The sequence below is a fragment of the Curvibacter sp. AEP1-3 genome, from assembly GCF_002163715.1.
Taxonomy (GTDB): Bacteria; Pseudomonadota; Gammaproteobacteria; order Burkholderiales; family Burkholderiaceae_C; genus Allorhodoferax.
Genome location: NZ_CP015698.1, coordinates 2304130 through 2330217 on the forward strand (window position 1 = coordinate 2304130; position 26088 = coordinate 2330217).

Below are 26088 nucleotides of genomic sequence, written 5' to 3' on the forward strand. Positions count from 1 at the left end.
TTTTTATTTGCTATTCATTTAATAGCTACTCGCGCAAACTCCACGGGCGCCAGAGCCCGATTGGAGCCTGATTCTGCTCATAGCTTGAAGGTTGCCACCACCTGCACCAGATCATTGGCCTGACTCTTCAGGCTGCTGGCAGCAGCTGCCATCTCTTCCACCAAGGCGGCGTTCTGTTGCGTAGCCTGATCCATCTGGGTGACCGCTTCTCCGACTTGGGAGACACCTGCACTCTGTTCTGAGCTGGCGGCGCTGATTTCTCCCATGATGTCTGTCACCCGGCGGATGCTGCTGACCACTTCGGTCATGGTTTCACCGGCTTTGTCTACCAGGCTGCTGCCCTGTTCCACACGCTCTACGCTGGCGTTGATCAGGGTTTTGATTTCTTTGGCAGCTTCGGCAGACCGTCCTGCCAGCGACCGGACTTCAGAAGCGACGACTGCAAAGCCACGCCCTTGTTCTCCGGCACGGGCCGCTTCTACCGCTGCATTCAGGGCAAGGATGTTGGTCTGGAAGGCAATTCCATCAATGACGCTGATGATGTCTGCAATCTTGCGGCTGGACTCATTAATGCCTTTCATGGTCTCTACGACCTGGCCAACGACTTCTCCGCCTTGAATAGCCACGGTAGAGGCATTCATGGCCAGTTGATTGGCTTGACGGGCGGAGTCGGCGTTTTGTTTGACGGTGGAGCCGAGTTCTTCCATGGACGCTGCGGTTTCTTCCAGAGCGCTGGCTTGTTGTTCGGTGCGGGCGGAGAGGTCGTTGTTGCCTTGGGCGATTTCGGCGCTGGCGGTGGCTACGGATTCGGAGCCTTCCCGAACGCGGGACACCACATGAGCCAGCTTGGACTGCATTTGCTCCAGACTGCTCAACAACCGCCCCAGCTCGTCCGAGCCTTTGGCCAACACCTGGCCGCTCAAGTCGCCATCGGCAATGCGACCGGCCAGTTCCATGGCCTGACGCACCGGCTGGATCACGCTGGTGGGAATAATCCAAATGAGCGCCAAGCCCACCACCACAATAACCAACAGGGCGCCCAACATCGCGCGCTCTGCCGATGCCACTGTATCTTTCACCTTGAGGGCCGCATTGGCGGTGCCGTCCAGATTGAACTTGAGGATTTTCTCCATCGCCGTGTAGGCCTGATGGAATGCCGCTGGTGCTTTTTCGGCAAAGTCTTTGCGCGCCAAAGTCAGCATTTCTTCGGCGCCGCCAGCACCCTCCACCGCATCCAGCCCCACGCTGACCACCTTGAAATACGTGTCACGCTTGGCCTGGTAGTCCGCAAAAAGCGCTTTTTCTGCATCCGCCTGCGGGTCTCCCGCCTCGTAAGTAAGCAAAGTTGCGGCATACACCTCGGTGGCCTTGGTCAAGGCTTCGTCGTTCTCTTTCAAGCGCTTTTTGAAGGCAGCTGCGTCTTCCAGATCACGCCCACCTACCCGGTCGCTGACCAGCAGGTAGTGGTCTGCCACGTAGCCCTTCATATTGCCGAGGTTCTCAATGGCCGGAATCCAGGAGGTGGCTACTTCGCCCGACTCAAACTTCACCGACACATTGCGGTAGAGCGAGTTTGCCGCGCTCAGAATGGCCAGCGCCAGAATGATGGCCAGACCCAAGGTGATGCGTGCGCGAATGCCCAGACGGTTCAGGTTCATGTGTTTCCTCGGTGGCTAACGCTTCCAACGCGCATTTGTATGAAAAACGGTATCAATTTACGTAATTTCGACCAAACCCACAAGAACTGAACCGGGTCTGGCGTCAAAAGGTTTCCCAGTCATCGTCCCCGCCTGCTGGCGTTACCCGCGGTGCCGGCTTGGGAAGCGAGGCCACCTTGGAGGCAGGGGTCGGAGCAGGCGCTTTGGTGGCCGGAGGTAATGAAGCGGCAGGCTTTGCAGCCGGGGCGGCCGCAGGCTTGCTTATGGCTTTGGGCACCGACGCTGTCAGCACGGGTGCAGCCGCCTTGCTGGGCTCCTGACCGGCCGTGAGTTTGAAGACCGACACCACCTGCACCAGGTCTTGGGCCTGGCTCTTCAGGCTGCTGGCTGCGGCGGCCATTTCTTCCACCAGAGCAGCGTTTTGCTGGGTGGTCTGGTCCATGGAGGCGACCGCCTCACCCACCTGCGCCACACCGGCACTTTGCTCGTTGCTGGCCGCACTGATCTCGCCCATGATGTCCGTCACCCGACGGATGCTGCTGACCACTTCAGTCATGGTCTCGCCCGCCTTGTCGACCAGGGCGGTGCCTTGCTCCACCCGTTCGACGCTGGCGTTGATCAGGCTCTTGATTTCTTTGGCGGCCTCTGCACTGCGGCCTGCGAGAGAACGGACTTCGCTGGCCACCACCGCAAAGCCACGCCCCTGCTCCCCGGCACGGGCCGCCTCCACAGCAGCGTTCAGCGCGAGAATGTTCGTTTGGAAAGCGATGCCATCAATCACGCTGATGATGTCGCTGATCTTGCGGCTGGCGTCATTGATACCCTTCATGGTGTTCACCACTTCGCCCACCACCTCTCCGCCCTGCACTGCGACCGTTGAGGCATTCATGGCCAATTGGTTGGCTTGGCGGGCGTTGTCCGCGTTTTGCTTCACGGCGGAGTTCAGCTCTTCCATGCTGGCCGCGGTTTCCTCCAAGGCGCTGGCTTGCTGTTCGGTGCGGGCACTCAGGTCATTGTTGCCCTGGGCAATTTCCGCGCTGGCGTTGGACACACTGTCTGACCCGTTTCGCACTTGCGACACGACCCGGACCAAGCCCTCCTGCATGCCCCGCATGGCCTGCAAGAGTTTGCCCACTTCATCGTTGCTCTGGCTTTCAATCCGGCCTGTCAAATCACCTGCAGCCACACTGGTAGCCACCGTCAATGCTTCATCCAAAGGTTTGGTGATGGAGCGGGTGATGTAGGTCGCAGCAAACACAGCGAACAGCACAGCCACCACCAGTGAGCCCAGCAATACATTGCGGGCAAGTTGATAAGTGCGCTCCGCCGCCGCGGCTGAGTTGTCCGCCCCCTTGCGATTCATTTCAATCAGCTTGTCTAGAGACGCGCCCGAACGCTCGAACATGGTCTTGGATTCGGCTTCCAGAAGCATCGCAGCGCCTGCTGCGTCGTTGCGACGTGAATAGTCCTTGATGTCCTTGTGCAGATCGAGGTACAGCTTGCGGTATTTGTTGAACTCCTCATATCCCGCACGCTCCTCTGGACTGCTGATCAACGGCTCATAACGCGCCTTGGTTTCCTTGATCGCTTCCTGGGTCTTGTCGAGCCGTTTTTCAAGGTCTTGCTTGGTACCCTCTTCGATCGAAAGCGCGTGCTGCATTTCCAAGATACGGAAATCCGAAATCTGGGTATTCAGCCTGTTCGTTTCCTGCACGCTGGGTAGCGCGTTGGTTGCAATTTCGTTGGCTGCCGCTCTCAAAGAGTTCATTTCTATGAACGCGACTGACACGATCGCCACCATGACGGCAATCAGTAAGGTGAAGCCTGCGTACAGGCGAGTGCTGATTTTCAAGTTACCCATGCGTGTCTCCAAGTCGGGCCAGCCCCAAAGGCCTAATATAACCCGAATAATGATTTTTTATGTTATTCAGTAAAAACAGTTAAAACACCCGTATACCCATAGACGTGGTCTGCCGCAATCTCCCCGGCGGCAAAAAACCCGACCAGCGGCACATCGCCCAAAGCGCGGCGCACTATCTGCATTTCGGCACTTGCGCTGCCAAAGTGAGGGCCACCACGGCCCGAGCAGCTCACATACACCGCACCGGCAATGCGCCGAGCGGGGTGCGGGGCAGCCTGAGCCTCATCGGGCTGCAGGGCGACCGCCAATTCAAGGCCCAGCTCCTGGGGCTCCAGTTCTTCGCGGATTTCGGCACAAATGCGCACCAGATCGGCTCTGGCAGCCTCCCGGTTGCGCTTGCAGAAGGCCAACTGGGCACCGGGCTCCACCACCTCGGCCACGGCAATACCGCGGCGCCCCGGGTCCAGCCCGATGATGTGGCGCACCGTCACCTCGCTGCCCAGATTCCCGGTGTTGCGCACCATGCCCGGGGCCATGTCCTGCGCGGGCTCCGCCAAGGCCACCAAGGTGGCACGAACCACCTCCAGAGCCTCCTGGGGCTGGTCGAGCGAAATCTTGAGGTCGCGCAGCATGACGTCCAGCGCAGGCTCTCCGTCCAGTGTTACCACCACGTTGTGGTCAGCATCGGTCACCGTGCGCGCCTTGGATACCGGGCTGCAACCTTGTGTAACACGTGACACCAAAGCCACCTCTTCCGAAAAAGCAACCCCGCTCAAGCCACCCGAAAACACGCCGCTAGCGGACCCATGCCCTCTCAGGTTGCCATCAGCCGCTATAGCGAACTGCACACTGTCACCGCGGCTGCTGGTGAGCCCCCCAAACAGGTAGCCTGCACTGGTGCGCCCGGCCATCTCGCGGACCAGCTCTGCCAACTCAATCGTGCTGCCATCGGCATGCACCAGTGCTGTATGGGCCTCAAAGCCCAGGCCCAAAGGCGCCACTCCTGAAAACACCCGGTACTGGTCAGACGGCACATCCATCAGCATCACGGCCATGGCGGGCTCGTCGAAATATTCCACGTTGTTGCTCGCAATTCCCACCCCCACGGTGCCGGACCAATCGGTAACCAAGGGCAGCTCGCCACTCAGGTGCTCCAGGATGTCTTTGGCGTGCGCGGCGTAATGGTCCGTGACATACAGCAATGCCAAGGTCGGGTTGGCCGCATAGTCAGCCAAGGCCATTTGAGCCCGCAGCTGCGCGAGCACCAAAGCAGCAGCCATCTGCCACTGCGGATGCGTGGCATGGGCATAGGGAAACATTCGCATGAGAGGTGGCGGCAATGCCGTCCGGAAAGGGGTTGGGCGCTAACGGCCGGTTGATTTCTTGGTAGGCGCTTTGCGGGGCGCCGCCCGCTTGGCCACTGCCTTTTTGGTTGCCGCCTTGGCCGTCTTGATGGCGTCTTTGGCCAGACCGGTGGCCATGTTTTTGGTGATGTCGGCGGCGGTCTTGCTGGTAGCTTCCTTCAAGGCGCTGGCAGCAATGTTTTGGAACTGTTGCGTCAGCGAACCCCAGAGCTGCAGCGGGTCCACCAGAGATGGGGTCGCCGTGGTTTTGGCAGCCTTGTCGTCTGACTTGCCGGTGGCAACATCACTGATGGTCTTGGCCGTCGCCGCGGCTTTTTCGGTGGCTTTTTGCACGCCGCTGTAGACCGAATCAGCGGCTTTGAGCTTGAGCGCGTTGGCCATGTCACCGATGTTGAAATTCATGCCCTTCAGGGTGGCCAGCGTCATTTTCTGGACCTCCAACGCCTGGATGGTGGCACCCAGCGCGCGGGAGTTTTGCTCCAGCCAGAAGTGCACGTTTTTGAGTTCTTCAATCCGCTTGTCCAGCTCTTCCACATTCAAGGTGGGCGCGACCCAGTTGCCCAAGTTAGGCATCTGGGGGATGCTGGTGCTGGCGCCCTTGGCCAGGTTCTGCAGGAAGTCAAACCCGGGAACGAATTTGCCGAAACCGGAGGTGTCTGAATCGCTCATGAATGCTCCTAGAGGCTTGCACAAAGGGCCCTGCGCACAGCTTACTCCAAGCTGCGGCGGCTGAGGAGCGGAAAAGCGCGGCTTTCGGGGCCCCTGTGGCAAACCCCATGCTTTATGACAAGGCGTTCTTGAGTGCCGGCACCCGGGATATCAGCAGCCAGTCCAACACCACCACGGCCAGCAAGACGCCGCCGGCCAATGGGAATGCCAGCCCGGTGATCACCATTACCAGCGCGCCGGTTTTCCACAAAGGCGCCTGCCCAGGGACTGCGGGTGCCGCCAAGCGACCGCTGCCCGTGGGACGGCGAATCCACCACATCACGATGCCGCTCACGCATAGCAAGACAATCGCCAGGCAGGCCAGGATGTTGGCCCATGCGCTCAACAGGCCGATATCGCCCTGGTGCAGTGCAATGCCTATGGCCATGCCTTTGGCAAGCACCGAATAGTCCGCAAACGCCACATCGGCCAGCACCCGTCCGGTAGAGCGGTCCACATGCACGGTGCGGTCCTTGAAGGGATTGGTCAAATCACCGCTCATGGTGTCGGCAGAGACGGTGTACACGCCCTTCTCGTCTTGCGGCACATTGATGTGGAACTGCCCGACAAAGCCCAAGCGGTTTGCCAAAGCCGCCACGCCGTCGAGGTTGACCGGCTCCCCGGCGGCTACGCCCAGAACGCCTGCGTCAGAGCCGGATGCGGGCAGCGGGGTTTGCTCCAGGCCCCAGGGCACATCGCGAATGCCTGCTGTGTTCAGGCTGGCATGTGTGAGGTCGGAGGTGGGCACCGCGTCCCACTTGGCCGCAGGGAAAGTACCCCAAGGCTGCACAAACTTGCCACCCCACACTTCGGTCCAGGACATACCGGTCAGCAAAAAGGAGAACAGCACCACGCTGATCCAAAAGCCGATACTTGTGTGCAAAGACTTCCACCACCGGCGCCCGGTGGCCCGCCATTCAGGCACCAGCGCCTGCGCCCAGCCGCCACCGTTACGCGGCCAGAACAGGTACAGGCCGGTCACGATCATCACGATGCCCAAGCCGGCGGCGACTTCCATCACGCGCTTGCCCGTGTCCCCCAGCAACAAGCTGGCATGGATTTTCCGGGCCCAGGCGAAACCTGTGCTTTCTTTGTCTGTGGACTTGATTACCTTGGCGGTGTAAGGGTCCACAGCAACAGCCTCGGTCGTGCCGCCACGTGCCACGATGAACCAAGCCGCCAAATCTGTTGACTTGGGCGCGATGTATTCCTGCAGCTTGGCGTCCGGAAACTGTGCGAACACTGCTTGAGCCTGGGCCGTTACCGCTTGTGTGGTGTTTTGTGCTTGTACGTACACCAGATTACCGAGGCGGCTCTGAAAGCCGGTGAAGTACACCATTACCAAGCCGGTGACAGCCAGGATGGTGAGGAACGGAACCACGAACAGGCCCGAATAGAAATGCCAACGCCATGCGGCGGCATAGAAACGGGACGATGACGGCGCACGCGCAGGCGCAGGAGCCGAAGTAGAAGACGACATAGGAAGGACATCCAAAAAGCAGGAACACAGGTCTGTTCGCGGTTGGCGCGAGCAGCCCCTCGGGTGAACGCTGCCGTCAAAGGCAGCACATGCTCACGCCTGTGCAGGCGGGCCACGCGCCGGAGGCGCCCGCTGAATGTCAGTGAAGAAGAAAAACGCCTGCCGGACCGGGCGCGCCTGGTTTCCGCCAATCTCCAAGAAGAGGTAAGGCTGATGGGGCGGCGGGGCCGCGCTGCGGTCCGTAGCTTGCAGGCAAAACGGGCAATGGTCGAGAGAAGGGAGCGGAGCTTGCCCGTTAGCAGTTCCATCCTTCATCGCTTCGGGTGAGGCACTCACCCAGACTGCACCGCCGTCAGCGGTACAGATTTCCTGCATGGGCCCCGATGCATACCAGGCCCACGCACGTGACACCGTGGGTGCCAGCGCCCCCAGCACGAGCACGCACAACACCAGCCACATCGCCCAGGGGCGGTGGATGGTGTTGTGGCGGATATGGCTTTGGGCGCGCATCTTCAAATCATGAGGAAGTGACTACTAAATGCTCAGTGTTTGTGTTCACCGTGGCCCGCAGCAGCGCCATGCCCTGCTGGCCCCACCTTCAACATGCCTTCAAAGCTGGCAAACAAGGCCAATTGATCTTTGCTCAGCTTCGCTTCAGCCGCTTTCACAGCAGTGGCCAGCTTCGCAGCATGGTCAGCGGGCATGCCGGTGGTTTGCAGAACCTTGGCATCTTTCAATCCATCACCTGCGCAGACCGAGATGAACCAGCCATTTGCGTCCTTTTGCATCAAGGCACGGCCGCCCTTGCCCCCCTGAATCCATCCAGCCACTGCATAGTTGCCCAGCACAGTCACTGGCGCAACACTCAAGGGCGCGTCCGGCCGATCAAATTGCTTCTTCATAACTGCGGAGATCTGCTCGGAGTCCGAGCCTTTGGGAGCAGGCACAGCGCCATGTCCCTTCGCACCGTGATCACCATGCATTCCGCCTGCAGCCGCACCAGCAGGTGCTGTTTGCGACACCGGTACCTTGAGCTCTTTCTTGGTCTCCACGCCCTTGGCGTCTTTGAATGTCAGGATGAGCGGAATGGTGGTGTCTTTCTGCAGGGGCAGCTTCAGGTCCATCAGCATGACGTGGTAGCCGCCTGGCTTGAGCTCCACCGGCTTGCCCGCGGGCAAGTCCAGACCCGCGGCGAGGGCGCGCATTTTCATGACATCGCCTTCCATCTTCATCTCGTGCACCTCGGCAACACCTGCCACGGGCGAGCTCACGCTCACCAGTTTGGATGCAGCGGGCGCAGTCAGTGTCATGAAGGCACCGGTGGCCTTTTGGCCCTGCACGGTGGCGCGGGCCCAGGCGTTTTGCACATCCACGGCTTGGGCCAAAGCGCCTGAAGCCATCACAGAGAGTCCGGCAGCCAAGGCGGCGGACAAGGTCCAACGGGAAAAAGTCATAAAAACTCCTCGTAAAAATCAGTGGGCGTGAGCGCCGGCGGCCTGGACGTCCAGCACATCCAAACGGGCTGCGGGGGACTTCAGGCTGTGGGCATCCTGCCCGGCAGCAGGAATCTCGACCCAGGCGTTAGTGCCTTTGTCGCAGCCTTGCACGACCTTGAACCACAGGGTACCGGGCTTTTTGGGCGTGGTGCCGCGGAACATGAATTCATCGGCAAATGCGTCAGGTAATGCGTTCTCAGCGCCCTTGGCCGTCCAGGTGATTTCCTGCACGCCTTCGGTGTATTTGGTCCCGTGCATTTCATAGGGTTGGTCCAGCTTGCCGACCTTGGTGCTCACAGTCCAACCAGCTTTCACCAAGGGCTGCGCGCCGTTAAAACCTGCAGGGATGGTGACGGTGATGGATGTGGTGGGCGCTCCGGCACAACCATGGCCCACCCGCAGTACACCCCGATAGCCGGCGCCGGCAGCGGCAGCCTGGTCTTGCAGCGTTACATGAGAAAAAGCGGCGGTAGCGCCCATGGACATTGCGCAAGCAGCTACCAATTGCATAGCAAAACGATTCATAACAACCTCGAAACAATCGCCAGGCCGCCACGTACAGGCGCACCCAAGCAGAAATACAAAATCTGGATAGGAAGAAAAGACTGACGCGGCCGGGCAGTCAGCGCCAAGCGCTGTCAGCGGCGCTCAGAGCTGCGCAGGCGGGCCGCGGGCAGAAGCTGCTTTGGCGAAGCGGGCCGGGACACGCTCGGGCAGCGCTGCCGGTTGCGGGCTACTCACTGCCGGACCGGCATGCAGTACCGCCGATGTTGCCGGCGGTGCGCCGGCGGGCAGGCACATTACGCAGTCCAGCGCGTGAGTCTGCATGCCCGAGGGTGCGCCGTCTGCGTTGTCGCCGACCGATTCGGCGACGAATTTGACGTTGCCTGCGGTCGTGCAAATCAACGTCAATGCCTGCGGGTTGACCACAGGGGCCGCCACCGCTACCCCGATGGACAAAGCAAACCACACCAGCATCCAACGGACGATGGAGCGTGCTTCGCGCAGGGATTGGAGGGAGGCCATGGGTGGCGATTATGTACGAGCCAGCAAACGCGTTCCCGGTCATCGCCCGGAACTTGACCCGCATCAAAGCTTTTGTATCCCGAAGGTAGAGCATGAGAGGTGCAAACCACAGGAAACACCATGACACACCCCGACCTTCACAGTTACCAGAAGCAACTGCTCCAGCAACGCGATGCCTTGCGCGCCCGCCTGAACCAACTGCGCGGTGGCGAACCCAGCCGGGCTTTGGCCTCGGCAGCGCATTTCAGCCGGCACGAAGATACGCCCGCCCAGACCAATACCGAGCGCGACTTGGAGCTGGCACTGGACGAGCACGAAACGGCCGAACTGCGTCGCATCGATGCCGCGCTGCAGCGCTTGGAGACAGGCACCTACGGCCATTGCGTAGCCTGCGGCACCACCATCCCCGAAGCCCGGCTGCGCGCCACCCCGGACGCTGAGCGCTGCATTGATTGCCAAAGCGCCCTGGAAGACGCCTGACGCCCATGCCCGCAAGGTCACCGGGCTGGTATTCTCTGCCGCTCTCTCCCGAACACGCCGGTAACACCGGCGTTACGCGCCATGATGAATTACACCTTCGCCTCTGCGACCATCCTGCTGATCCTGATTACCGACCCGGTCGGCAACATTCCGATTTTTGCCAACGCGCTCAAGCATGTAGCGCCTGAGCGCCGGCCCAAGGTGATCCTGCGGGAAATCCTGATCGCATTCACGCTGCTCCTCACCTTCATGTTTGTGGGTGAGAGCTTTTTGCGGGTCATGAACCTGAGCGAACTGTCCTTGCAGATCGGCGGCGGCGTGATCCTGTTTTTGATTGCCCTGCGCATGGTGTTCCCGCCGGCCGCAACTGCAGAGACAGAGATCAAGACAGAACCACTGATTGTTCCCCTGGCCATTCCAGCCGTCGCGGGCCCCTCTGCGCTGGCGACCGTACTGCTGCTGGTATCTCAGCAACCGGACCGCCGCATGGAGTGGATAGGCGCGCTGTGCGTCACCATGCTGGTCAGCGCCGTCGTGCTGGTGTCGGCAGAGCGGATTCAGCGCATCATCGGCGACCGTCTGGTGGTCGCTGCCGAGCGGTTGATGGGCTTGGTGCTGGTGTCTGTGGCCATTGAGATGATGCTGCGCGGCATCAAGACTTTTGTGCAGCAGGTGGCGGCTGCCACCTGACGCCGCCGCTTAACTCGTCAGCCCAAGTCCTCGCGCGTGATGGCGCAGGTGGTCGTCCATGAAGGTGCTGATGAAATAGTAGCCGTGGTCGTAGCCCGCATGGCGCCGTAACGTGAGCGGCTGCCCGGCCTTGGCGCAGGCCGCTTCCAGCAGGTGCGGGTGCAACTGCTCCTCCAAAAACTTGTCCGCCAGCCCCTGGTCCACCAGAATGCCGCCGGGGAATGGCGCACTGGTTTGCGCCTCCATCAAGGCCACTGCGTCATGGGCCGCCCACAGGCTCTCGTCTTGACCGAAATAACCGGTGAACGCTTTTTTGCCCCAAGGGCACTGGGTAGGCGCACAAATGGGGGCAAAGGCAGACAGGGTCTGAAACACACCAGGGTGTCGCTGGGCCAGCGTCAAGGCGCCGTGCCCGCCCATGGAGTGGCCGAACAGCCCCAGCCGCGCAGCATCCACTGGTAGGTCGCGCGCAATGTGGGGTAGCAACTCTTTGATCAAGTAGCTTTCCATGCACCAGTGCCCGCTCCACGGTGCTTGCGTGGCGTCAAGATAAAAGCCGGCGCCCACCCCGAAGTCCCAATGGTCCGCCTCGCCCACCAGCCCCGCACCACGCGGGCTGGTGTCCGGGGTGATGAGCGCCATCCCCGGCTCGGCAGCCAAGCGCTGGGCACCCGCCTTGAAGGCAAAGGTTTCTTCGGTACAGGTCAGGCCCGCCAGGTACACCAGCGCAGGCACCGGCCCCACGGAGGCTTGCGGCGGCAAAAACAACCCGAACCGCATGGGCAGGCCGATTTCTTCGGACATGTGTTTGTAAAACCGTTGCACACCACCAAAGCAAGCGTGCTCGCTTTGCAGTTCAAAAGAGGAATCAGACATGATTTGCTATCAAAAGTAGAGCTGCTCGCGCAATCAATACGTGCGCCAAGGGAAAATCAAGAGGTCACGTCCTGGGCCGGATCGGCCTCGGGAACGGATGGAGCCGCGGTACTGCGGGACCGCACATCCAGAGGCACCACTTCCTGATTGATAGCGCCGAACACGCTGCCTCCGTCCCGGCCTTTGACTTCGATGCGGATGGTGTCACCGAACTTCATGTACTCGGTGCTGGGCTGGCCATCCTGCAGGGTTTCCATAGCGCGCTTTTCCGCAATGCAGCTGTAGCCATGGGGCCATTCCGTGCGGTTCTTGCGGGCCACGCCTTTGTTGCTGACGGTGCCGGAACCAACAATGGTGCCTGCCCGCAAACGACGGGTTTTGGCCGCATGGGCAATCAATTGACCGAAGTGGAAGTGCATGTCGCTTCCGGCCTCGCACATGCCGACCTTGCGACCGTTCCAGACGCATTGCACCGGCAGGTGCACCCGGCCACGCGCCCAGGCATCGCCCAGCTCGTCGGGTGTTACGACCACCGGCGCAAACGCGGTGGCAGGTTTGCTCTGGACAAAGCCGAAGCCCTTGGCCAGTTCATCCGGCACCAGATTACGCAGGGTCACGTCGTTGACCAAGGCCAGAAGGCGCACAGCGTCCAGCGCGCGGTCCGACGCGCAACCCATGGGTACGTCGCCCGTGATCACTGCCAACTCAGCCTCGAAGTCCACGCCCCATGACTCGCAGGCGCAAACGATCTCTGCATGAGGCCCGGCTAGGTCGTCGCTGCCACCTTGGTACATCAAGGGATCAGTCTGGGCACTCTCGGGCATGTCAGCACCCCGTGCCTGACGCACCAGCTCCACATGGTTGAGGTAGGCCGAGCCGTCCAGCCACTGGTAGGCGCGCGGCAAAGGTGCCATGCATTGCGCAGGGTCAAACGGAAATGCATGTCGCGCCCTACCCTGGTTGAGCTGGTGGTAGATGTCTTGCAGCGCGGGGGAAAGGTAGTTCCAGTCGTCCAGCACCTGTTGCAGGCGGTTGGCGATGTGGGTGGCGTAATGCGCCTGGCTCAGATCCCGGGATACGACGACCAGCTGGCCATCACGGGAACCGTCCTGATAGGTTGCGAGTTTCATGCCGGCATTTTCGCTGGGTTTGGGCGCCAGACGGTTGCAAGTGTCTACCGTACACTGACCTTTTGCGTTCTATGGAACATGGCTGCGGCTTTATCCGGGACTCCTTTGCGCCCATCTTTGACCCTTCTGTCCTTGCGAAGCTTTGTGGCGGTGCTGGTGACTGTGCTCGCCTTGCATTGGTGGCTGCTGGGCGGTTTTAGGCTCGGGTTATGGCCGGGTGAGTCCGATAGTGCCGATGAAACGGTAGCTCCCCTAAGTACCCGCATGATTGCGGCCCCGCAGGATAGTCCGGCACCACAACCGCCGCCCGTTCCGTCGGCACCGGAGCCCACCGCCCCTGCGGTGAAAGCCGTTCCCACGCAACCCAACGGGACAGCAGAGGGCGGATCGGTACAGCCGGCATTGGTGCCTGAATCGGAATCATCCGGCACGACGGCAGACCCTGCGCCCGTTAATCACCCTGCCACAGAAAGCGCGACGCTTGCACCACCGGCAGAACCGGCGCCTCCGGTCGCGGAACCGGTAGCCAGCAGCGACCGATTGCCCCGGTTTGCCTTCCCCCCGCCCGTGGTATTGAATTACGACGTGTTCGGCATGAGCGATGGTCAACAAAATGTGGTGGGCGCGGCCATCACCTGGAAGCATGACGGCGAGAACTACCAAGCCAGTCTGGTGGTGACCAAGTTTTTGATCAACTTGCGCCAATGGACCAGCAAAGGCGCACTGACAGCCGCCGGCCTGGCACCGGTACGCTTTGGTGAAAAAGGCTTTCGCAGGGCAGAGGTGGCATCCCACTTTGTGCGCGATGAAGGTCGGGTGATTTTCAGTGCCAATTCGGCGCCGGCCCCTTTGCTGCCGGGGGCGCAGGACTATTTGAGCGTATTCATACAACTTGCCAGCCTCTGGGAGGGCGAACCCAGCCGGTTGACCAGCGGTGACACCCTCTCGTTCCAGACCATAGGCCCCCGGCAGGCAGAAAGCTGGATGTTTGTGGTGTCGCCCGAAGAGCGCGTCACCGTGCCGGGCGGCAATTTGCAAGCCATCAAACTGACCCGTGAGGCGACCGGCGACTACAGCACCAAAGCCGAGATCTGGCTCGCGCCTCAACTGGCCTACCTGCCTGCCCACATCCGGCTGTCCGAACCCAACGGCAATGTGCTGGACATGGTGTGGACAGACAGCCAAATCCCCCAATAAGCATGACACAGAGAAGCTACCTTGGTCTGATGAAACCACTTGCAGCATGGGCAATGGCTTTCGCCTTTACTTGCTCGCCGCTGGCCGCACAAACGGCAGCCACGGATGTCGCCATTACCTACAAAGCGCCGGCCCCGGTCCGTATGGCCTACGACGTAGAGGGCGTGATCTCATCCGCTTACACCGGCACGGCCGAGTTAGTCTGGTCACACGACGGCAAGGCCTACCAATCGCAGTTGCTGATCCGCAAATTCGGCCTCACCCTTCAGGCGTGGACCAGTCAAGGCACCTTGACGGAACGCGGCCTGGAGCCTGACAAGTTCACCAGCAAGCGCCTGGGGCAATCTGAAATCAATGCACGCTTTCAGCGCAGCGCCGGACGGATTTCCTTCAGCGAGGGAACCCCCGATGCGCCCTTACAGGCCGGCGCCCAGGACCAGCTGAGTGTGTTTATGCAATTGGCCAGCTTGCTGGCGGGCAACAGCGCACAGGGTGCTGCAGGGAAAAGCATCAGCCTGCAGGCCATCGGGGACCGCTATGCCGAGCAATGGACGTTCAAAGCGGGCGCTCCGGAAATGGTCAAGCTTGCCAACGGGCCTGTATCGGCCATCAAGTTCACGCATGAGCCCAGTGCAGAACGCAAACAAAGACTGGAGCTCTGGTACGCACCGAATTTGCAGTTTTTGCCGGTTCGAATCCGCATTACGGAATCCAACGGCGATTACCTGGATTTAGTGTGGGCAAATAGCCATAACCGTTGAGATTTGCACAGACACGCATTTTTGCTGCTACTCTTGAATCGGTGCAGATGGCATCTATTTACGGATCATCTCTCTGAAATCACCTATGCATACGCTCTACGAATCCGATTCTTTCTCCGTCACGCACATGCTCGCCAACGGCGAAGCCGAAGATCAGGCACCGGAAAAAACCGAGCGCTATCCTTTGGGCGTACCCAGCCTGGCCCGCCATGGCTTTGAAATCGTGGACAAACGCTCCAACAAAGAGGTGTACCTGGACGGCTCATGGGCCGAACTCTTTCAGCAACACATCATGGCCTGGCAGGTGAATACTCCGACCCAGGAAGAGGTGGAAGACACGCTGGAACAGTACGCCGAGCTCGCGCAGACGCCTGTCCAAGTGCACTGAACGGGCAAGCGGCTCACGGCCTGCCCCCGTTGCGCGGAACTGCGACAATCGGGGGATGAGCCAGACCTACATCCTTACGTTTTCCTGCCCCGACCGCTTGGGGCTTGTCCACGCTGTTTCGGGTTTTTTGCTGGAACGCGGTGGCAACATTGAAGAAGCAGCCCAGTACAACGACCACGATACCGGTCTGTTTTTCATGCGGGTGCAATTCAGCTGCAGTCAGCTGAGCCACGCAGAGCTGAAGTCCCAACTGGGCACTTTTGCCGAACCTCTCAAGCTCCAGTGGAACCTGCAGACCATGGCGCAGCCCATGCGCACGGTCATCATGGTCAGCAAGGAAGGCCATTGCCTGAATGACTTGCTGTTCCGCTGGAAGAGCGGCCTGCTGCCCTTGGACATCCGAGCCATCGTGTCCAACCACCGCGAGTTTTACCAACTCGCCGCAAGCTACAACGTGCCCTTCCACCACATTCCGGTGACTGCAGCCACCAAAGAACAGGCCGAAGCCAAACAGCTGGAAATCATTGAAGCAGAAGGTGCAGAACTGGTGGTTTTGGCCCGTTACATGCAAATCCTGAGTGACAACATGTGCCGGCAACTTAACGGCCGCGCCATCAACATCCACCACAGCTTTCTGCCCAGCTTCAAAGGCGCCAAGCCCTACTACCAGGCCCATGACCGCGGTGTGAAGCTGATTGGTGCAACCGCCCATTACGTGACGGCAGACTTGGATGAGGGTCCCATCATTGAGCAGGATGTTGCCCGCGTGGACCACAGCCGTACCGTGGAAGACCTGACCACCCTGGGCCGCGACACCGAAAGCCAGGTGCTGGCTCGCGCCGTCAAATGGCATAGCGAACACCGCGTGCTCTTGAATGGCCACAAGACCGTGATCTTCCGGTAAGGAATCATCGGATACAAAAACGGCGGCCCAAGGCCGCCGTTTTTGTTGATACCTACGGTGGGCTTAACTGCGCAAGTGGAAGCGCCCGACCAGCTGATCCAGAGACTGCGCCTGTTCATCCAGCGATTGCGCTGCGGCTGCAGCTTCTTCGACCAGTGCAGCGTTCTGCTGGGTGCTGTCGTCCAGCTGCGCGACCGCCCGGTTGATCTCTTCAATGCCGTGGCTCTGCTGGGCCGAGGCACCGGAAATTTCTTCCATCACAGCGCTGGTTTGTTGAACGGTGTCCGCCATTTCACTGATGGTCTGACCGGCTTTGCTCGCCAGCTCTGCGCCCTCTTTCACTTGGCGCGTGGACTCTTCGATCAGTGCATTGATTTCACGGGCCGCCTTGGCACTGCGTTCCGCGAGCGAGCGCACCTCTTGCGCCACCACCGCGAAACCACGCCCCTGCTCCCCGGCGTGCGCGGCCTCGACCGCTGCATTGAGCGCCAGGATATTGGTCTGGAACGCAATGCCCTCGATCACACTGATGTTGCCGTGGATGGCCTGGGTGCTCTTGCTGATCTTCTCCATGGTGCTGACGACGTCAGCGACTACTTCGCCACCCAAACGGGCTGAGCGGCTGGCATTGCCGGAAAGTTGTGCAGCCTCCGCAGCGCTTTCTGCATAGCGCCGGGTAAGCGCAGCCATTTGTTCCACGTTGGTGCTTGTTTTTTCGAGCGATGCACTTTGTTGCTCCGTGCGCTGTGACAAGTCCAGGTTCCCCATGGAGATCTCGCGTGAGGCATTCGCCACTTGCTTGGAGCTGTCTGCAATATCACGCATGGTGTCAGACAACTTCATCTGCATGTCACGCAGCGAATAGAGCAAGCTGTCGTTATCTTTGGGTGCGAGCTGGATTTGCATCGTCAGATCGCCATCCGCGATCCGGCTAGCAATGGACTTGGCGTAAGCCGGTTCACCGCCCAGTTGACGGGAGAGGCGCCCCGTAACCCACGCACTGATGACCAGCGACAGAATCAGCAGCAGCACCATGATGCCGACCACCCACATCTGGGAAGACTTGTAGATCTGGCCGGCATTTTCAATGGTGGCCTTGGCAGACTGTGCGCGCTGCTCCACCAAGGTATCGACCAGTTTCTCCAGCTTGCGGGTGTCATTGAGCAAACGGGCGTCTTCAGTAGGAACGTCGGTGCTCATTTGCATCAGGTCCAGCGGTTGCTCCTTCACGAGAGCGATATAGGCGCTTTGACGTTTAGCCCACTTGCCCATGGCCTCAATCAATTCCTGGCTGGTCGCAATCGTTTCCTCAGAGGTCGACAAGCCCTTGATGATGTCAAGGCGCTTTGAAATATCACCCAGGCTGGTTTCAATGGCGGCACCCAAGGTGTTGCGTTCAGCCGCTGTAGTGGCTGTTAGTAACTGGGTCTGGGCGCGGCTGGCACGCAAGATCAGGCCGCGCGCCTCTTCGGCAGCTTGGCCGGCTGCGTATTCCTGTTCATAAATGGCCTTAGTGGACGCATTCAAGCGGCCCATCTGGAACAGGGAAAACACACCAATGACCACCGCCCCCAACAACACACTGGCGAATGCGAGCCACAAGCTGGAGCGTACCGTCATGTTTTCCAGCGCGGTGATGCGGGTGCGCTGATACGGCGCGGGTTCAGGGGTGCCACTCTCTCCAACGACGGAAACGGGTGATTCGTTCAGGATGGCAACGTTATTCATACTTTCCCTCTTTGGGGTTTCAAAAAACTCAGGATACTGAATTTCAGCCCCCTTTGCTCGCCTAAATACCCATACTTTCACCCAGCTGTACAGGTTTGGCCGGCGCCCAATCGGGATTGAAGTGCAGTGCGTCCTTGCGGAACAGCAAGACCACGGTCGACCCAAGCAAGAACCGGCCCATCTCTTCGCCCTGTTTCAACACCACCTTGCCAGCGTCATAGCGCCACTCGGTCACCTGTGGCATGCGCGGCGGATTCACCACCCCGTGCCAGGTGGTGGCCATGCTGCCCACCACGGTGGCGCCGACCAGGGTCAGCACAAATTCGCCATGAGGTGAATCAAACACGCACACCACCCGCTCGTTGCGGGCAAACAAGCCCGGCACGCCACGCGCAGTCGTGGGGTTGACCGAAAACAAGTCGCCCGGCACATAGATCATGCGGCGTAACTCACCATCACACGGCATGTGAATGCGGTGGTAGTCCCGTGGGCTCAGATAGATGGTGGCGAAAGTACCGTTGTCGAACTGCGCCGCCAATTGGGCATCGCCTCCGACCAATGCGGTGCTGCTGTAGCGGTGACCTTTGGCTTGAAAAATCTGGTCTTTGTCGATCGCGCCGAATTGGCTGATGGCGCCATCCACAGGACACACAAAAGGCACGTTGGCCAGCGGACGGGCACCCGGTTTCAGGGCCCGCGTAAAGAATTCGTTGAATGTGGGGTAGGCCGCGGGATCAGGGTTGGCCGCTTCGGCCATGTTTACCTTGTATTTCCCGATGAACCAGCGGATCAGTGCCGTGGTTGCTTTGCCACCCCGTGCACCGGCAATCACCCCCGCAAAGGCGGTCAGTGCTTTTTTGGGGAGAAGGTATTGCGGGAGTACAGCGAGGGCGTCGGACACAGGGGGGCTCCCGAGAGAAAAAGAGGGCCATTCTACTGACGCTTCTTTTTCTCCATAGAGCGTTTCCCCCTAGGCGCAGCAGACGGTGCCTGCTTAGCGCTCGACAGAGAAAAAAGTACCAATTAGCCTTGCTGGCGTCTCAAGAATCAGCGGTAAATCCGATTTTTTTGATCAGCGGCCCCCAAGTATCGAACTCTGACTTTTGCCAGCGCGCCTGTTCTTCGGGTGTGGAGCCGCGGGGAATCAAGCCTACCAGTGCAAGACTTTCGATCACCGATTTTTCCTTCAACGCGGCATTGATGGCTGCATTGGCGGCCATTACGACCGGCTTGGGGGTATTGGCGGGGGCATAGAAGCCGAACCACTCTTCTGTCGTGAGCTCCGGGAAGCCCTGCTCTGCGAATGTGGGCACTTCAGGTGCGTAAGGTGAGCGATTGGGGCCGGAAGTACCCAGAATCCGCAATTTACCGGCCTTGTAGTTGGCCAGGTAGTCGCCATGGGGCGTCACCATGGCAGCGACCTGCCCGCCCACCAGATCGGTAACCCCGGGCACTGAACCGCGGTAAGGCACATGCCGGAGCTCTACCCCACTGTTAATGCCCAGCAATGCCCCGATGAAATGCGGTGTGGAACCGGCACCGGGTGATCCATAGCTCGCATCTTTAGGGTTGGCCTTGGCCCATGCCAGAAAATCCTTCACCGTTTTTACATTGGCCGGCACCATGGGGCCGACCGCCAGCCCATGGTGCATGATGGCGGCGATGGAGACAGGTGCGAAGTCCTTGTCTGCATATGGCATCTTGCTGAAGATATGCGGATAGCTCGCCAGGGCCGACACCTGTGACAGCGCCAGCACCGATCCATCAGCGGGCGCGTTCTTGAGAGCCTCCAAGGCGATGCGTCCGCCTGCACCGGGTTTGTTTTCCACAATGCCTGCGTTTTTGCTAAACGGGGTTCCCGCCCATTTCTCAGCAACACGGCGGGCTACCGTGTCGCCGGAACTGCCCGGTGGGAAGCCGAAGTACACCTTGACTTGGTCTACCTGCGCTTGCGCAGTGAGTGGATACAGCGCGCCCAAAGCAGCGCTGCTGCCAAAGGCCTGGATGAGTTGCCTGCGTGTGAACATGGTTGTCTCCTATTTTTAGTTAGCAGCTTGCAGAGGGAAAAATGTGGTGGTGCTCAGCGCGGGGCCATTCGCAATGCGCCATCTAGCCGGATCACTTCGCCATTGAGGTGTCCATTGGTCACGATGTGGCAGGCCAACTCGGCGAACTCTTGCGGTTTACCCAAACGCGGCGGAAAAGGAATGCTGGCCGCGAGGGACTGCTGCACGGCTTCCGGCAACTCCTTCATCAAGGGGGTGGCAAACAAGCCCGGCGCCACCGTGCACACTCGAATCGCGTGCTGCGCGAGATCTCGGGCCATGGGCAGGGTCATGCCGACCAGACCGCCTTTGGATGCGCTGTAGGCCTGCTGGCCCACCTGCCCGTCAAAAGCCGCCACGGATGCCGTGAACATCATCACGCCACGCTCGCCGTTGTCCAGCGGCGCCAGCTTGCTGCAGGCTGCCGCGAACAGGCGACTGATGTTGTATGAGCCAATGAGGTTGATAGACACCACACGCGCAAAGTCCTCTAGGGGCGCTGCTGTGCCATCCCGCTGCACCACGCGCTTGGCGCTGCCGATGCCGGCCACATTCATGAGGATGCGGGCAGCACCCAGTGCTTGCTCCGATGCGGCAAGTGCGGCTTGCACGCTATCGGTCTGCGTAATGTCGCAACGCAGCCCGATGGCACGGTCTTCCCCGAACTCTGCCCTGATCGCGGACGCCACGGCTTCTGCTTGTGCCTCGTTAATGTCCAGCACGGCGACTTTCGCACCCAGCTTGGCCAGTTCACGGGCAGTCGCCTCCCCCAAACCCGATGCTGCACCGGTGACCAGTGCGGTTTGCCCTTGAATATTCATGTGTGTTCCTTCGGCGCGACGCGCTCAGACCGTGGGCTTGATGATGAAAGGGAGGGTGTCGTCGTGCAGGCCTTCGACCAGTGCATGACGATGTTTCAGCACTGCGCGCTGGTTCAGGGAGCCCTTGTCGGTGATCTCGCCCTTTACGGCGGAAGGTGGCTCCACCATCAAAAGTACGCGGGCGACTCGGCTTGCACTGCCAGTGGCCTCACGAGCCAGCTGGTCGACGATGGCTTCGATGCGCTGGCGCACTGGGGCACTCTGAACCACGTCAGCCCAAGGCGCTTCAGCAGGCAGGTTGGCCACGTCGCGGCAGGCCGCTGACAGGAATAGCAAGGCACCGACCTCTTTGCGGTTCAGTCCGGTAATCACCGCATCTTGAATGTAGGGAGCACCCGACACCACGATCTTGGCGCGCATGGGCCCCACGCTCACAAACGTGCCCGTAGAGAGCTTGAAGTCCTCGGCAATCCGACCGTCAAAACGCAGGCCCCGGTGAATATCAGCCTCGCTGATCCACTTCACCGCATCTCCGGTGCACAGATAGCCTTCTTCATCAAACGCATCCCGCGTAGCCGCATCTGACCGCCAGTAGCCCGGGGTCACGTTGGGTCCGCGGTAGCGCACCTCGGTTTTGCCATCCACATCCACCAGTTTGAGCGTCATGCCGGGCACTGGCACGCCGATGTCGCCGGACGCCACATCCGGGCTGTTGACGAACATGGCGGAGGGCGAAGACTCGGTCATGCCCAGCCCGGTGGCCATTACGATCCGCTCGCCGATGGCGGACTCCTGAATGGCATGCAGCTTGTCCCACACGGGTTGGGACAAACCTGCACCGGAATAGAAAAACACCTTCAGGCGAGACAGCAAGGTAGTGCGCAATGCCGAATCCGACTCCATGGCAGATGCGATCATCTCGAAGCCGGTGGGCACATTGAAGTACACCGTCGGCGCAATCTCGCGCAGGTTGCGCAGCGTCTCCCCGATCAGGGCTGCAGTGGGCTTGCCGTCGTCGATGTAGAGGGTGCCGCCATGCTGTAGCGTAAGCCCGAAGTTGTGGTTACCCCCGAAGGTGTGATTCCAGGGCAGCCAGTCCACCAACACTGGCGGTGCTTCAGCAAACACGGGTAAGGACAAGGAAATCTGCTGCAGGTTTGCGCACCACATGCGCTGCGTGTTGATGACCGGTTTGGGAAGCTTGGTGGAACCGCTAGTGAACAAGAACTTGACGATCGTCCCCGGGCCGGTGGCATGCATAGCCGCATCTATGGCAGGCGTGGCTGGTGTGGCGAGCAGGGATGCGTAAGAGGTAGCCTCCCGACTTTGCAATTGCCCTAGTGCAGCCACCACCTCAACATCCGGGCCTACGGTGGCGGCAACTCCCGCGCCATAGCGAGTGGCATCCGCCACGAATACCAGCCCCGGGGTCAGGGTATCCATCACATGGCGCAGCTTTTCGTAGTCCTGGCTCACGGTGGCATAGGCTGGAGACACCGGGCAGTAGGGCACGCCGGCATACAGACAACCCAGCGCCATCATGGCGTGCTCGAGGCTGTTTTCGCTCAGGATGACGACTGGCCGTTCCGGGCTCAAGCCCCGGTCTAGCAGCGCCTGCCCGATGCTGCGAGCACTCGCGAGTGCTTGGGCATAAGAGATGTGCTGCCATTCGCCGGTCGTGCCATCCGGCATCTGCTGGCGTCGGGCCAGAAAGGTCTGGTCCGGTGTGGTCTCTGCCCAATGCACGAGGAAGTCAGTAATCCGGCGGGCGTATGCGCCTAATGCCAGATCAGCCTGCAGATAGCGAACGCCGGGGGCACCGTCTGACACCGTAATGCGAGTGACGCCAAACTTGGTGGCGCGGTAGCGGGGGGCGGGGAGTTGCATGTCGCTCATGTCCTCAGTCCTGCTTGCGCACCTTGGCGGCGCGACCTTCCAGAAAGTCGTTCAGCCGTGTCTTGGCTTCCGGTGCGCTCTGGGCAATGGCCGCCATCATGGCCTCGGTGAAGAAGCCCTGGTCAGCCGGCTGTTCTGCAATGCGCGGCAAGGCGTGCATCAAGGCGTAGTTCGTCAGGGGTGCGTTCTGCGCCACGCGCACCGCCAGCTCCAGCGCCTTGTCGAAGGCTGCGCCTTCCGGCACCAGGTATTGCGCAAGACCAATGCGCTCACCATCCTGCGCGTTGTACACACGGCCGGTGAGCATCATGTCGGTCATACGGGCCGCACCGATCAATTTAGGAATACGTACGGCACCGCCGCCGCCCACAAAAATGCCGCGGGAACCTTCCGGCAAGGCATAAAAAGTGGACGCATCCGCAACACGAATATGGCAAGCGCTTGCCAACTCCAAGCCTCCACCGACCACAGCGCCTTGCAGAGCTGCGATGACCGGAACAGGCCCGTATTGCACACGCTCCAGTGCGGCGTGCCACATGCGGGAGTGATGCAAGCCCTGGCCCGCGTCCCGCTCTTTGAGCTCACTCAAGTCCAGGCCTGCACAGAAGTGCGGGCCCTCGCCGGCGATCACCGCGGCGCGCACTCCCTCGGGCATGTTTTCGAACAGATCCCGCAGCGCGAGGATGAGTCCGTCGTTCAGGGCGTTGCGCTTGGCGCCGCGGGTCAGGCGGATCACCGCCACTTCTTGTTCCTCACCGAGGCGTTCGAAATGGATATCGGGGTGTTGCGTAAAAGTTTTCATAATGGCGCAATTTTGGTTATAGTTAATAACCAAATCAAGACATTTGAAAACTCTTTTTCTAGGTAGTTTCCCTCGACTCTCTTCCCCGGAAGACCGCAATGAGGGAGGCTGCCTCCGTGCGTCCAAAGACAACCCACAGGAGACAACCATGGACTACAAAAACCTGCGCGCCATCGATATCCACACCCACGCGGAAGTGAGTTGCTGGAACCCGTTTGACAACTACGGCGAGGAATACGACCGGGCCGCCGACAAGTACTTCAAGAACGGGCGACGCCCCACGATTGCGGAAACCGTGGCGTATTACCGGGAACAGAAAATCGGCTTAGTCATGTTCACCGTGGACGCGGAGTCCAAAATGGGCCGCCGCCGCATCCCCAACGAAGAGATTGCCGAAGCCGCCAAAGCCAATAGCGACATGATGACCGCCTTTGCCAGCATCGACCCGCACAAAGGCAAGATGGGCGCGCGCGAGGCGCGAAAGCTGATTGAGGAGCACGGCATCAAGGGCTTCAAGTTCCACCCCACGGTGCAGGCCTACCACCCCTACGACAAGATGGCCTGGCCCATCTATGAAGTGATTGCCGAGTACGGCATGCCCGCCATTTTTCACACCGGCCACAGTGGCATCGGCAGCGGCATGCGCTGCGGCGGCGGACTGCGGCTCGAATACAGCAACCCCATGCACCTGGACGATGTGGCCATTGATTTCCCGGACATGCAGATCGTGATGGCCCACCCCAGCTTCCCTTGGCAGGACGAGGCCTTGAGTGTGGCCACCCACAAGCCCAATGTCTGGATCGACCTCTCCGGTTGGAGCCCCAAATACTTTCCCAAGCAACTGGTGCAATACGCCAACACCTTGCTCAAAGACCGCGTCTTGTTCGGCTCGGACTACCCGCTCATTACCCCGGAGCGGTGGATGAAAGATTTCCAGGAGGCGGGCTTCAAACCCGAGGTGATGCCCGGCATCCTGAAAGACAACGCGGTGCGTTTGCTGCGCCTGGACCCCACGGCGGTAGCCGGCGAGTAAAGCGCCGCTCAGTCGGCCGGGGTGTAAACCTTTTGCAGCAGGCGGATCAGGGTTTTGCGTTCTGCATCCGTCAAACGGGAGGTCGCATCCATCTCCAGGTCGAATGCCGTTTTCTCCGCCTGCACCATTAGCTCTAGACCTTGGGGCGTGAGGTGCACGCCCATGGCCCGGCCGTCACTCGGGTGGGGCAGACGTTCGATCAGTCCCCGCCGTTCCAGTGTCGCAATCAAACCCACCAAGTTGGGTGGCAGCACGTTGAGCGCTGCGCACAGCTGGCGGGACGTGATGCCCGGGTTGTGGGCGACCAGCGAGAGCACCGAGAAGTCCACCACCTTCAGGTCATAGGGCGCCATGCGCACCATAAAGGACTCGATGATCGCAAGGGACGCGCGGCGGGCGTTGTAGCCCACCAGCGTACGCAAGTAGCTGGTGTCTACAGGTTCTACCGGAGCAGCCTCAGGTACAGCAACTTTGCGCACGCGGGCCGGCACCGCCTTGGGTTTGGCGGCGGCTGACGGGGCAGAGGTAGCGTTTTTCTTCAAAGGATTGAGTGCTTAATCAGGGTCTAGCGCCCACAAAATATGCGCGAAAAGCTATCAAAAAGAGAGCATTTCGAATACCGGGGCACATCTGACGTATTGCGCAAGATGCTGAATCCTAACGGGTGAACCTTGCCGCAAGCTGGCTGTGCGGTGATACGGCTCTTTGAAGGGGTAGATAAGCGCAAGGGTTCAGTGGCATCATCCCCGCCATGAGTGCCTCCCGCATCCCCCCGATTCAGTGCCTGTTGACCTTTGAAGCCCTGGCGCGCCTGCGCTCGGTCACCCTGGCGGCAGAAGAACTCTTTGTCACACCCAGCGCGGTGAGCCACCGGGTGCGGCAGCTGGAGCAAATCATCGGCACCAAGCTGTTCGGCCGCGCGGACTTTTCGCTGACCACTGAGGGCAGCGAATACCTGGCCCATGTGCGTGAAGGGCTCACCATCCTCCAGAAGTTTCCCAGCGCCGCTGCGGCACCGGGCAAGCGCAAGCTGCGCCTCGCGGTCACGCCCACGTTTTCGCGCTCCATTTTGATCCCGCGGCTGCGCCAGTTCACCGACGCCTACCCCGAGATCGACCTGACGCTGCAGGTCTCCATTCCCTTGTTGGACGTGGTGGCCGAAGATGCAGACCTGATGGTGCGCTTCGGGGCTGGCCGCTATGCCGACATGGAGCATGTGTGCCTCATGAAGGACGAGATCACGCCCCTGGCCTCACCCGCTTTTGTGCGGGAACACGGCCCGTTCGAAACCCCGCAAGACCTGGCCAACCTGCCCCTGTTGCGCAGCCCGCTGGAACCCTGGCGCACCTGGTTTGCCGCCAACGGGCTGGACTGGCCGGAGCCGGTAGAGGGCTCGCAGTTCAACGACATCGGCCTCATGTGCGATGGCGCCGCCGCCGGCATGGGCGTGGGCCTGATCCGCCTGAAGCTGGGTTCGCCCTGGCTGGACAACGGCTCGCTGGTGCGGCTGTATGCCCACAATGCACCCAGCCCCCACGCGCACTACCTGTGCTGGCGCACCGGGGCCATGGACCGCTGGGAAGTGGCGGCCTTTGCCGAATGGCTCAAAAAAGCCGTGGGTTAGTCGCCCCAGCGGCCTTTGACTAGCCCTTTTTCACGCAGCGCTGCAAGTTTCTTCACACCACGGGGCTTCGCTTTCTTTTAGAGTGAGGCTTTCCGTCATTTCCTCTTAAGCACCGGACTC

The 26088-nt window shown here is 60.4% G+C and carries 26 protein-coding genes; 8 read left to right on the forward strand and 18 right to left on the reverse strand.

Translation table 11 applies throughout. The annotated features are described in order from the left end of the window. Positions 1-77: 77 nt before the first annotated feature. The 9 genes from AEP_RS21280 to AEP_RS10690 form a co-directional block, all read right to left on the reverse strand. Positions 78-1658 (reverse strand): methyl-accepting chemotaxis protein, encoded by a 1581-nt coding sequence (locus AEP_RS21280; protein ID WP_087495359.1) that lies wholly within the window; start codon positions 1656-1658, stop codon positions 78-80. 103 nt (positions 1659-1761) lie between these two features. Further along, positions 1762-3519 carry a methyl-accepting chemotaxis protein gene (locus AEP_RS10655; protein ID WP_087495360.1) on the reverse strand — a complete coding sequence of 586 codons (1758 nt, stop codon included), beginning with the start codon at positions 3517-3519 and terminating at the stop codon, positions 1762-1764. Between the two features lie 62 nt (positions 3520-3581). Beyond that, positions 3582-4844 (reverse strand): FIST signal transduction protein, encoded by a 1263-nt coding sequence (locus tag AEP_RS10660; protein WP_087495361.1) that lies wholly within the window; start codon positions 4842-4844, stop codon positions 3582-3584. Positions 4845-4883: 39 nt separating this feature from the next. Further along, positions 4884-5552 (reverse strand): PhaM family polyhydroxyalkanoate granule multifunctional regulatory protein, encoded by a 669-nt coding sequence (locus AEP_RS10665; RefSeq protein ID WP_087495362.1) that lies wholly within the window; start codon positions 5550-5552, stop codon positions 4884-4886. A gap of 112 nt (positions 5553-5664) precedes the next feature. Next, the gene (locus AEP_RS10670) at positions 5665-7071 is read right to left on the reverse strand and encodes a PepSY-associated TM helix domain-containing protein (RefSeq protein WP_087495363.1); all 1407 of its coding nucleotides are present in this window, start codon (positions 7069-7071) and stop codon (positions 5665-5667) included. A 93-nt stretch (positions 7072-7164) separates the two neighbouring features. Next, positions 7165-7581, reverse strand: a complete 417-nt coding sequence (locus AEP_RS10675) for a DUF2946 domain-containing protein (protein ID WP_087495364.1) — start codon at positions 7579-7581, stop codon at positions 7165-7167. 32 nt (positions 7582-7613) lie between these two features. Continuing rightward, a complete protein-coding gene (locus AEP_RS21380; RefSeq protein ID WP_087495365.1) occupies positions 7614-8525 on the reverse strand; it encodes a copper uptake system-associated protein in 912 nt (303 codons plus the stop codon). Positions 8526-8543: 18 nt separating this feature from the next. Next, on the reverse strand, positions 8544-9092 hold the full coding sequence (locus tag AEP_RS10685) for a YcnI family copper-binding membrane protein (RefSeq protein WP_087495366.1): 549 nt from the start codon (positions 9090-9092) through the stop codon (positions 8544-8546). A 123-nt stretch (positions 9093-9215) separates the two neighbouring features. After that, positions 9216-9593 (reverse strand): DUF2946 family protein, encoded by a 378-nt coding sequence (locus AEP_RS10690; protein WP_087495367.1) that lies wholly within the window; start codon positions 9591-9593, stop codon positions 9216-9218. A gap of 120 nt (positions 9594-9713) precedes the next feature. On the opposite strand from AEP_RS10690, the gene AEP_RS10695 reads away from it, so the two are divergent. Both AEP_RS10695 and AEP_RS10700 read left to right on the forward strand, forming a co-directional pair. After that, positions 9714-10073, forward strand: coding sequence for a TraR/DksA family transcriptional regulator (locus tag AEP_RS10695; protein ID WP_087495368.1), 360 nt, complete (start codon positions 9714-9716; stop codon positions 10071-10073). Positions 10074-10157: 84 nt separating this feature from the next. Further along, entirely contained in the window at positions 10158-10763 is a 606-nt protein-coding gene (locus AEP_RS10700) for a MarC family protein (RefSeq protein ID WP_087497284.1), read from the forward strand. A gap of 9 nt (positions 10764-10772) precedes the next feature. Here AEP_RS10700 and fghA read toward each other — a convergent pair whose 3' ends face one another. Both fghA and AEP_RS10710 read right to left on the reverse strand, forming a co-directional pair. Beyond that, on the reverse strand, positions 10773-11639 hold the full coding sequence (gene fghA, locus AEP_RS10705; RefSeq protein ID WP_087495369.1) for an S-formylglutathione hydrolase: 867 nt from the start codon (positions 11637-11639) through the stop codon (positions 10773-10775). A 56-nt stretch (positions 11640-11695) separates the two neighbouring features. Then, positions 11696-12769: a fumarylacetoacetate hydrolase family protein gene (locus AEP_RS10710; RefSeq protein WP_087495370.1), complete on the reverse strand. Its 1074-nt coding sequence runs from the start codon at positions 12767-12769 to the stop codon at positions 11696-11698. Between the two features lie 117 nt (positions 12770-12886). On the opposite strand from AEP_RS10710, the gene AEP_RS10715 reads away from it, so the two are divergent. From AEP_RS10715 to purU, 4 genes are all read left to right on the forward strand, one after another. Then, entirely contained in the window at positions 12887-13966 is a 1080-nt protein-coding gene (locus tag AEP_RS10715) for a DUF3108 domain-containing protein (protein ID WP_157673131.1), read from the forward strand. Positions 13967-14019: 53 nt separating this feature from the next. Further along, positions 14020-14727 carry a DUF3108 domain-containing protein gene (locus tag AEP_RS10720; protein WP_157673132.1) on the forward strand — a complete coding sequence of 236 codons (708 nt, stop codon included), beginning with the start codon at positions 14020-14022 and terminating at the stop codon, positions 14725-14727. 85 nt (positions 14728-14812) lie between these two features. Further along, on the forward strand, positions 14813-15115 hold the full coding sequence (locus AEP_RS10725) for a BTH_I0359 family protein (RefSeq protein WP_087495373.1): 303 nt from the start codon (positions 14813-14815) through the stop codon (positions 15113-15115). A gap of 55 nt (positions 15116-15170) precedes the next feature. After that, positions 15171-16019, forward strand: a complete 849-nt coding sequence (gene purU / locus AEP_RS10730; protein WP_087495374.1) for a formyltetrahydrofolate deformylase — start codon at positions 15171-15173, stop codon at positions 16017-16019. 63 nt (positions 16020-16082) lie between these two features. On the opposite strand, the gene AEP_RS10735 is transcribed toward purU, so the two are convergent. The 6 genes from AEP_RS10735 to AEP_RS10760 all read right to left on the reverse strand — a co-directional run bounded on the left by AEP_RS10735 (position 16083) and on the right by AEP_RS10760 (position 23311). Then, positions 16083-17747 carry a methyl-accepting chemotaxis protein gene (locus AEP_RS10735; protein WP_232459809.1) on the reverse strand — a complete coding sequence of 555 codons (1665 nt, stop codon included), beginning with the start codon at positions 17745-17747 and terminating at the stop codon, positions 16083-16085. A gap of 61 nt (positions 17748-17808) precedes the next feature. Then, positions 17809-18648, reverse strand: coding sequence for an archaetidylserine decarboxylase (gene asd, locus AEP_RS10740; RefSeq protein WP_087495375.1), 840 nt, complete (start codon positions 18646-18648; stop codon positions 17809-17811). 139 nt (positions 18649-18787) lie between these two features. Next, positions 18788-19774 carry a Bug family tripartite tricarboxylate transporter substrate binding protein gene (locus AEP_RS10745; RefSeq protein WP_087495376.1) on the reverse strand — a complete coding sequence of 329 codons (987 nt, stop codon included), beginning with the start codon at positions 19772-19774 and terminating at the stop codon, positions 18788-18790. Between the two features lie 53 nt (positions 19775-19827). Then, positions 19828-20613 carry an SDR family NAD(P)-dependent oxidoreductase gene (locus AEP_RS10750; RefSeq protein ID WP_087495377.1) on the reverse strand — a complete coding sequence of 262 codons (786 nt, stop codon included), beginning with the start codon at positions 20611-20613 and terminating at the stop codon, positions 19828-19830. 24 nt (positions 20614-20637) lie between these two features. Beyond that, positions 20638-22509: a feruloyl-CoA synthase gene (locus tag AEP_RS10755; protein WP_087495378.1), complete on the reverse strand. Its 1872-nt coding sequence runs from the start codon at positions 22507-22509 to the stop codon at positions 20638-20640. 4 nt (positions 22510-22513) lie between these two features. Next, positions 22514-23311 carry a crotonase/enoyl-CoA hydratase family protein gene (locus AEP_RS10760; RefSeq protein ID WP_087495379.1) on the reverse strand — a complete coding sequence of 266 codons (798 nt, stop codon included), beginning with the start codon at positions 23309-23311 and terminating at the stop codon, positions 22514-22516. A 148-nt stretch (positions 23312-23459) separates the two neighbouring features. Between AEP_RS10760 and AEP_RS10765 the strand changes: the two genes are divergently transcribed. Next, positions 23460-24344 carry an amidohydrolase family protein gene (locus tag AEP_RS10765; RefSeq protein ID WP_087495380.1) on the forward strand — a complete coding sequence of 295 codons (885 nt, stop codon included), beginning with the start codon at positions 23460-23462 and terminating at the stop codon, positions 24342-24344. A gap of 8 nt (positions 24345-24352) precedes the next feature. Here the strand turns inward: AEP_RS10765 and AEP_RS10770 are convergent, their stop codons facing one another. Next, the gene (locus tag AEP_RS10770; protein WP_087497286.1) at positions 24353-24835 is read right to left on the reverse strand and encodes a MarR family winged helix-turn-helix transcriptional regulator; all 483 of its coding nucleotides are present in this window, start codon (positions 24833-24835) and stop codon (positions 24353-24355) included. A gap of 260 nt (positions 24836-25095) precedes the next feature. On the opposite strand from AEP_RS10770, the gene AEP_RS10775 reads away from it, so the two are divergent. Then, positions 25096-25968: a LysR substrate-binding domain-containing protein gene (locus tag AEP_RS10775; RefSeq protein ID WP_087495381.1), complete on the forward strand. Its 873-nt coding sequence runs from the start codon at positions 25096-25098 to the stop codon at positions 25966-25968. The last annotated feature ends 120 nt before the right edge of the window (positions 25969-26088 follow it).

Excerpts from the sequence above, each read along its gene's own strand:
- AEP_RS21380 (WP_087495365.1), bottom strand. The coding sequence starts at position 8,525 with ATGACTTTTTCCCGTTGGACCTTGTCCGCCGCCTTGGCTGCCGGACTC.
- AEP_RS10670 (WP_087495363.1), bottom strand. The coding sequence starts at position 7,071 with ATGTCGTCTTCTACTTCGGCTCCTGCGCCTGCGCGTGCGCCGTCATCG.
- AEP_RS10685 (WP_087495366.1), bottom strand. The coding sequence starts at position 9,092 with ATGAATCGTTTTGCTATGCAATTGGTAGCTGCTTGCGCAATGTCCATG.
- AEP_RS10760 (WP_087495379.1), bottom strand. The coding sequence starts at position 23,311 with ATGAAAACTTTTACGCAACACCCCGATATCCATTTCGAACGCCTCGGT.
- AEP_RS21280 (WP_087495359.1), bottom strand. The coding sequence starts at position 1,658 with ATGAACCTGAACCGTCTGGGCATTCGCGCACGCATCACCTTGGGTCTG.
- purU (WP_087495374.1), top strand. The coding sequence starts at position 15,171 with ATGAGCCAGACCTACATCCTTACGTTTTCCTGCCCCGACCGCTTGGGG.
- AEP_RS10735 (WP_232459809.1), bottom strand. The coding sequence starts at position 17,747 with ATGAATAACGTTGCCATCCTGAACGAATCACCCGTTTCCGTCGTTGGA.
- AEP_RS10745 (WP_087495376.1), bottom strand. The coding sequence starts at position 19,774 with ATGTTCACACGCAGGCAACTCATCCAGGCCTTTGGCAGCAGCGCTGCT.
- AEP_RS10755 (WP_087495378.1), bottom strand. The coding sequence starts at position 22,509 with ATGAGCGACATGCAACTCCCCGCCCCCCGCTACCGCGCCACCAAGTTT.
- AEP_RS10675 (WP_087495364.1), bottom strand. The coding sequence starts at position 7,581 with ATGCGCGCCCAAAGCCATATCCGCCACAACACCATCCACCGCCCCTGG.
- AEP_RS10690 (WP_087495367.1), bottom strand. The coding sequence starts at position 9,593 with ATGGCCTCCCTCCAATCCCTGCGCGAAGCACGCTCCATCGTCCGTTGG.
- AEP_RS10750 (WP_087495377.1), bottom strand. The coding sequence starts at position 20,613 with ATGAATATTCAAGGGCAAACCGCACTGGTCACCGGTGCAGCATCGGGT.
- AEP_RS10695 (WP_087495368.1), top strand. The coding sequence starts at position 9,714 with ATGACACACCCCGACCTTCACAGTTACCAGAAGCAACTGCTCCAGCAA.
- AEP_RS10720 (WP_157673132.1), top strand. The coding sequence starts at position 14,020 with ATGGCTTTCGCCTTTACTTGCTCGCCGCTGGCCGCACAAACGGCAGCC.
- AEP_RS10725 (WP_087495373.1), top strand. The coding sequence starts at position 14,813 with ATGCATACGCTCTACGAATCCGATTCTTTCTCCGTCACGCACATGCTC.
- fghA (WP_087495369.1), bottom strand. The coding sequence starts at position 11,639 with ATGTCTGATTCCTCTTTTGAACTGCAAAGCGAGCACGCTTGCTTTGGT.
- AEP_RS10665 (WP_087495362.1), bottom strand. The coding sequence starts at position 5,552 with ATGAGCGATTCAGACACCTCCGGTTTCGGCAAATTCGTTCCCGGGTTT.
- AEP_RS10775 (WP_087495381.1), top strand. The coding sequence starts at position 25,096 with ATGAGTGCCTCCCGCATCCCCCCGATTCAGTGCCTGTTGACCTTTGAA.
- AEP_RS10765 (WP_087495380.1), top strand. The coding sequence starts at position 23,460 with ATGGACTACAAAAACCTGCGCGCCATCGATATCCACACCCACGCGGAA.
- AEP_RS10655 (WP_087495360.1), bottom strand. The coding sequence starts at position 3,519 with ATGGGTAACTTGAAAATCAGCACTCGCCTGTACGCAGGCTTCACCTTA.
- AEP_RS10660 (WP_087495361.1), bottom strand. The coding sequence starts at position 4,844 with ATGCGAATGTTTCCCTATGCCCATGCCACGCATCCGCAGTGGCAGATG.
- AEP_RS10710 (WP_087495370.1), bottom strand. The coding sequence starts at position 12,769 with ATGAAACTCGCAACCTATCAGGACGGTTCCCGTGATGGCCAGCTGGTC.
- AEP_RS10700 (WP_087497284.1), top strand. The coding sequence starts at position 10,158 with ATGAATTACACCTTCGCCTCTGCGACCATCCTGCTGATCCTGATTACC.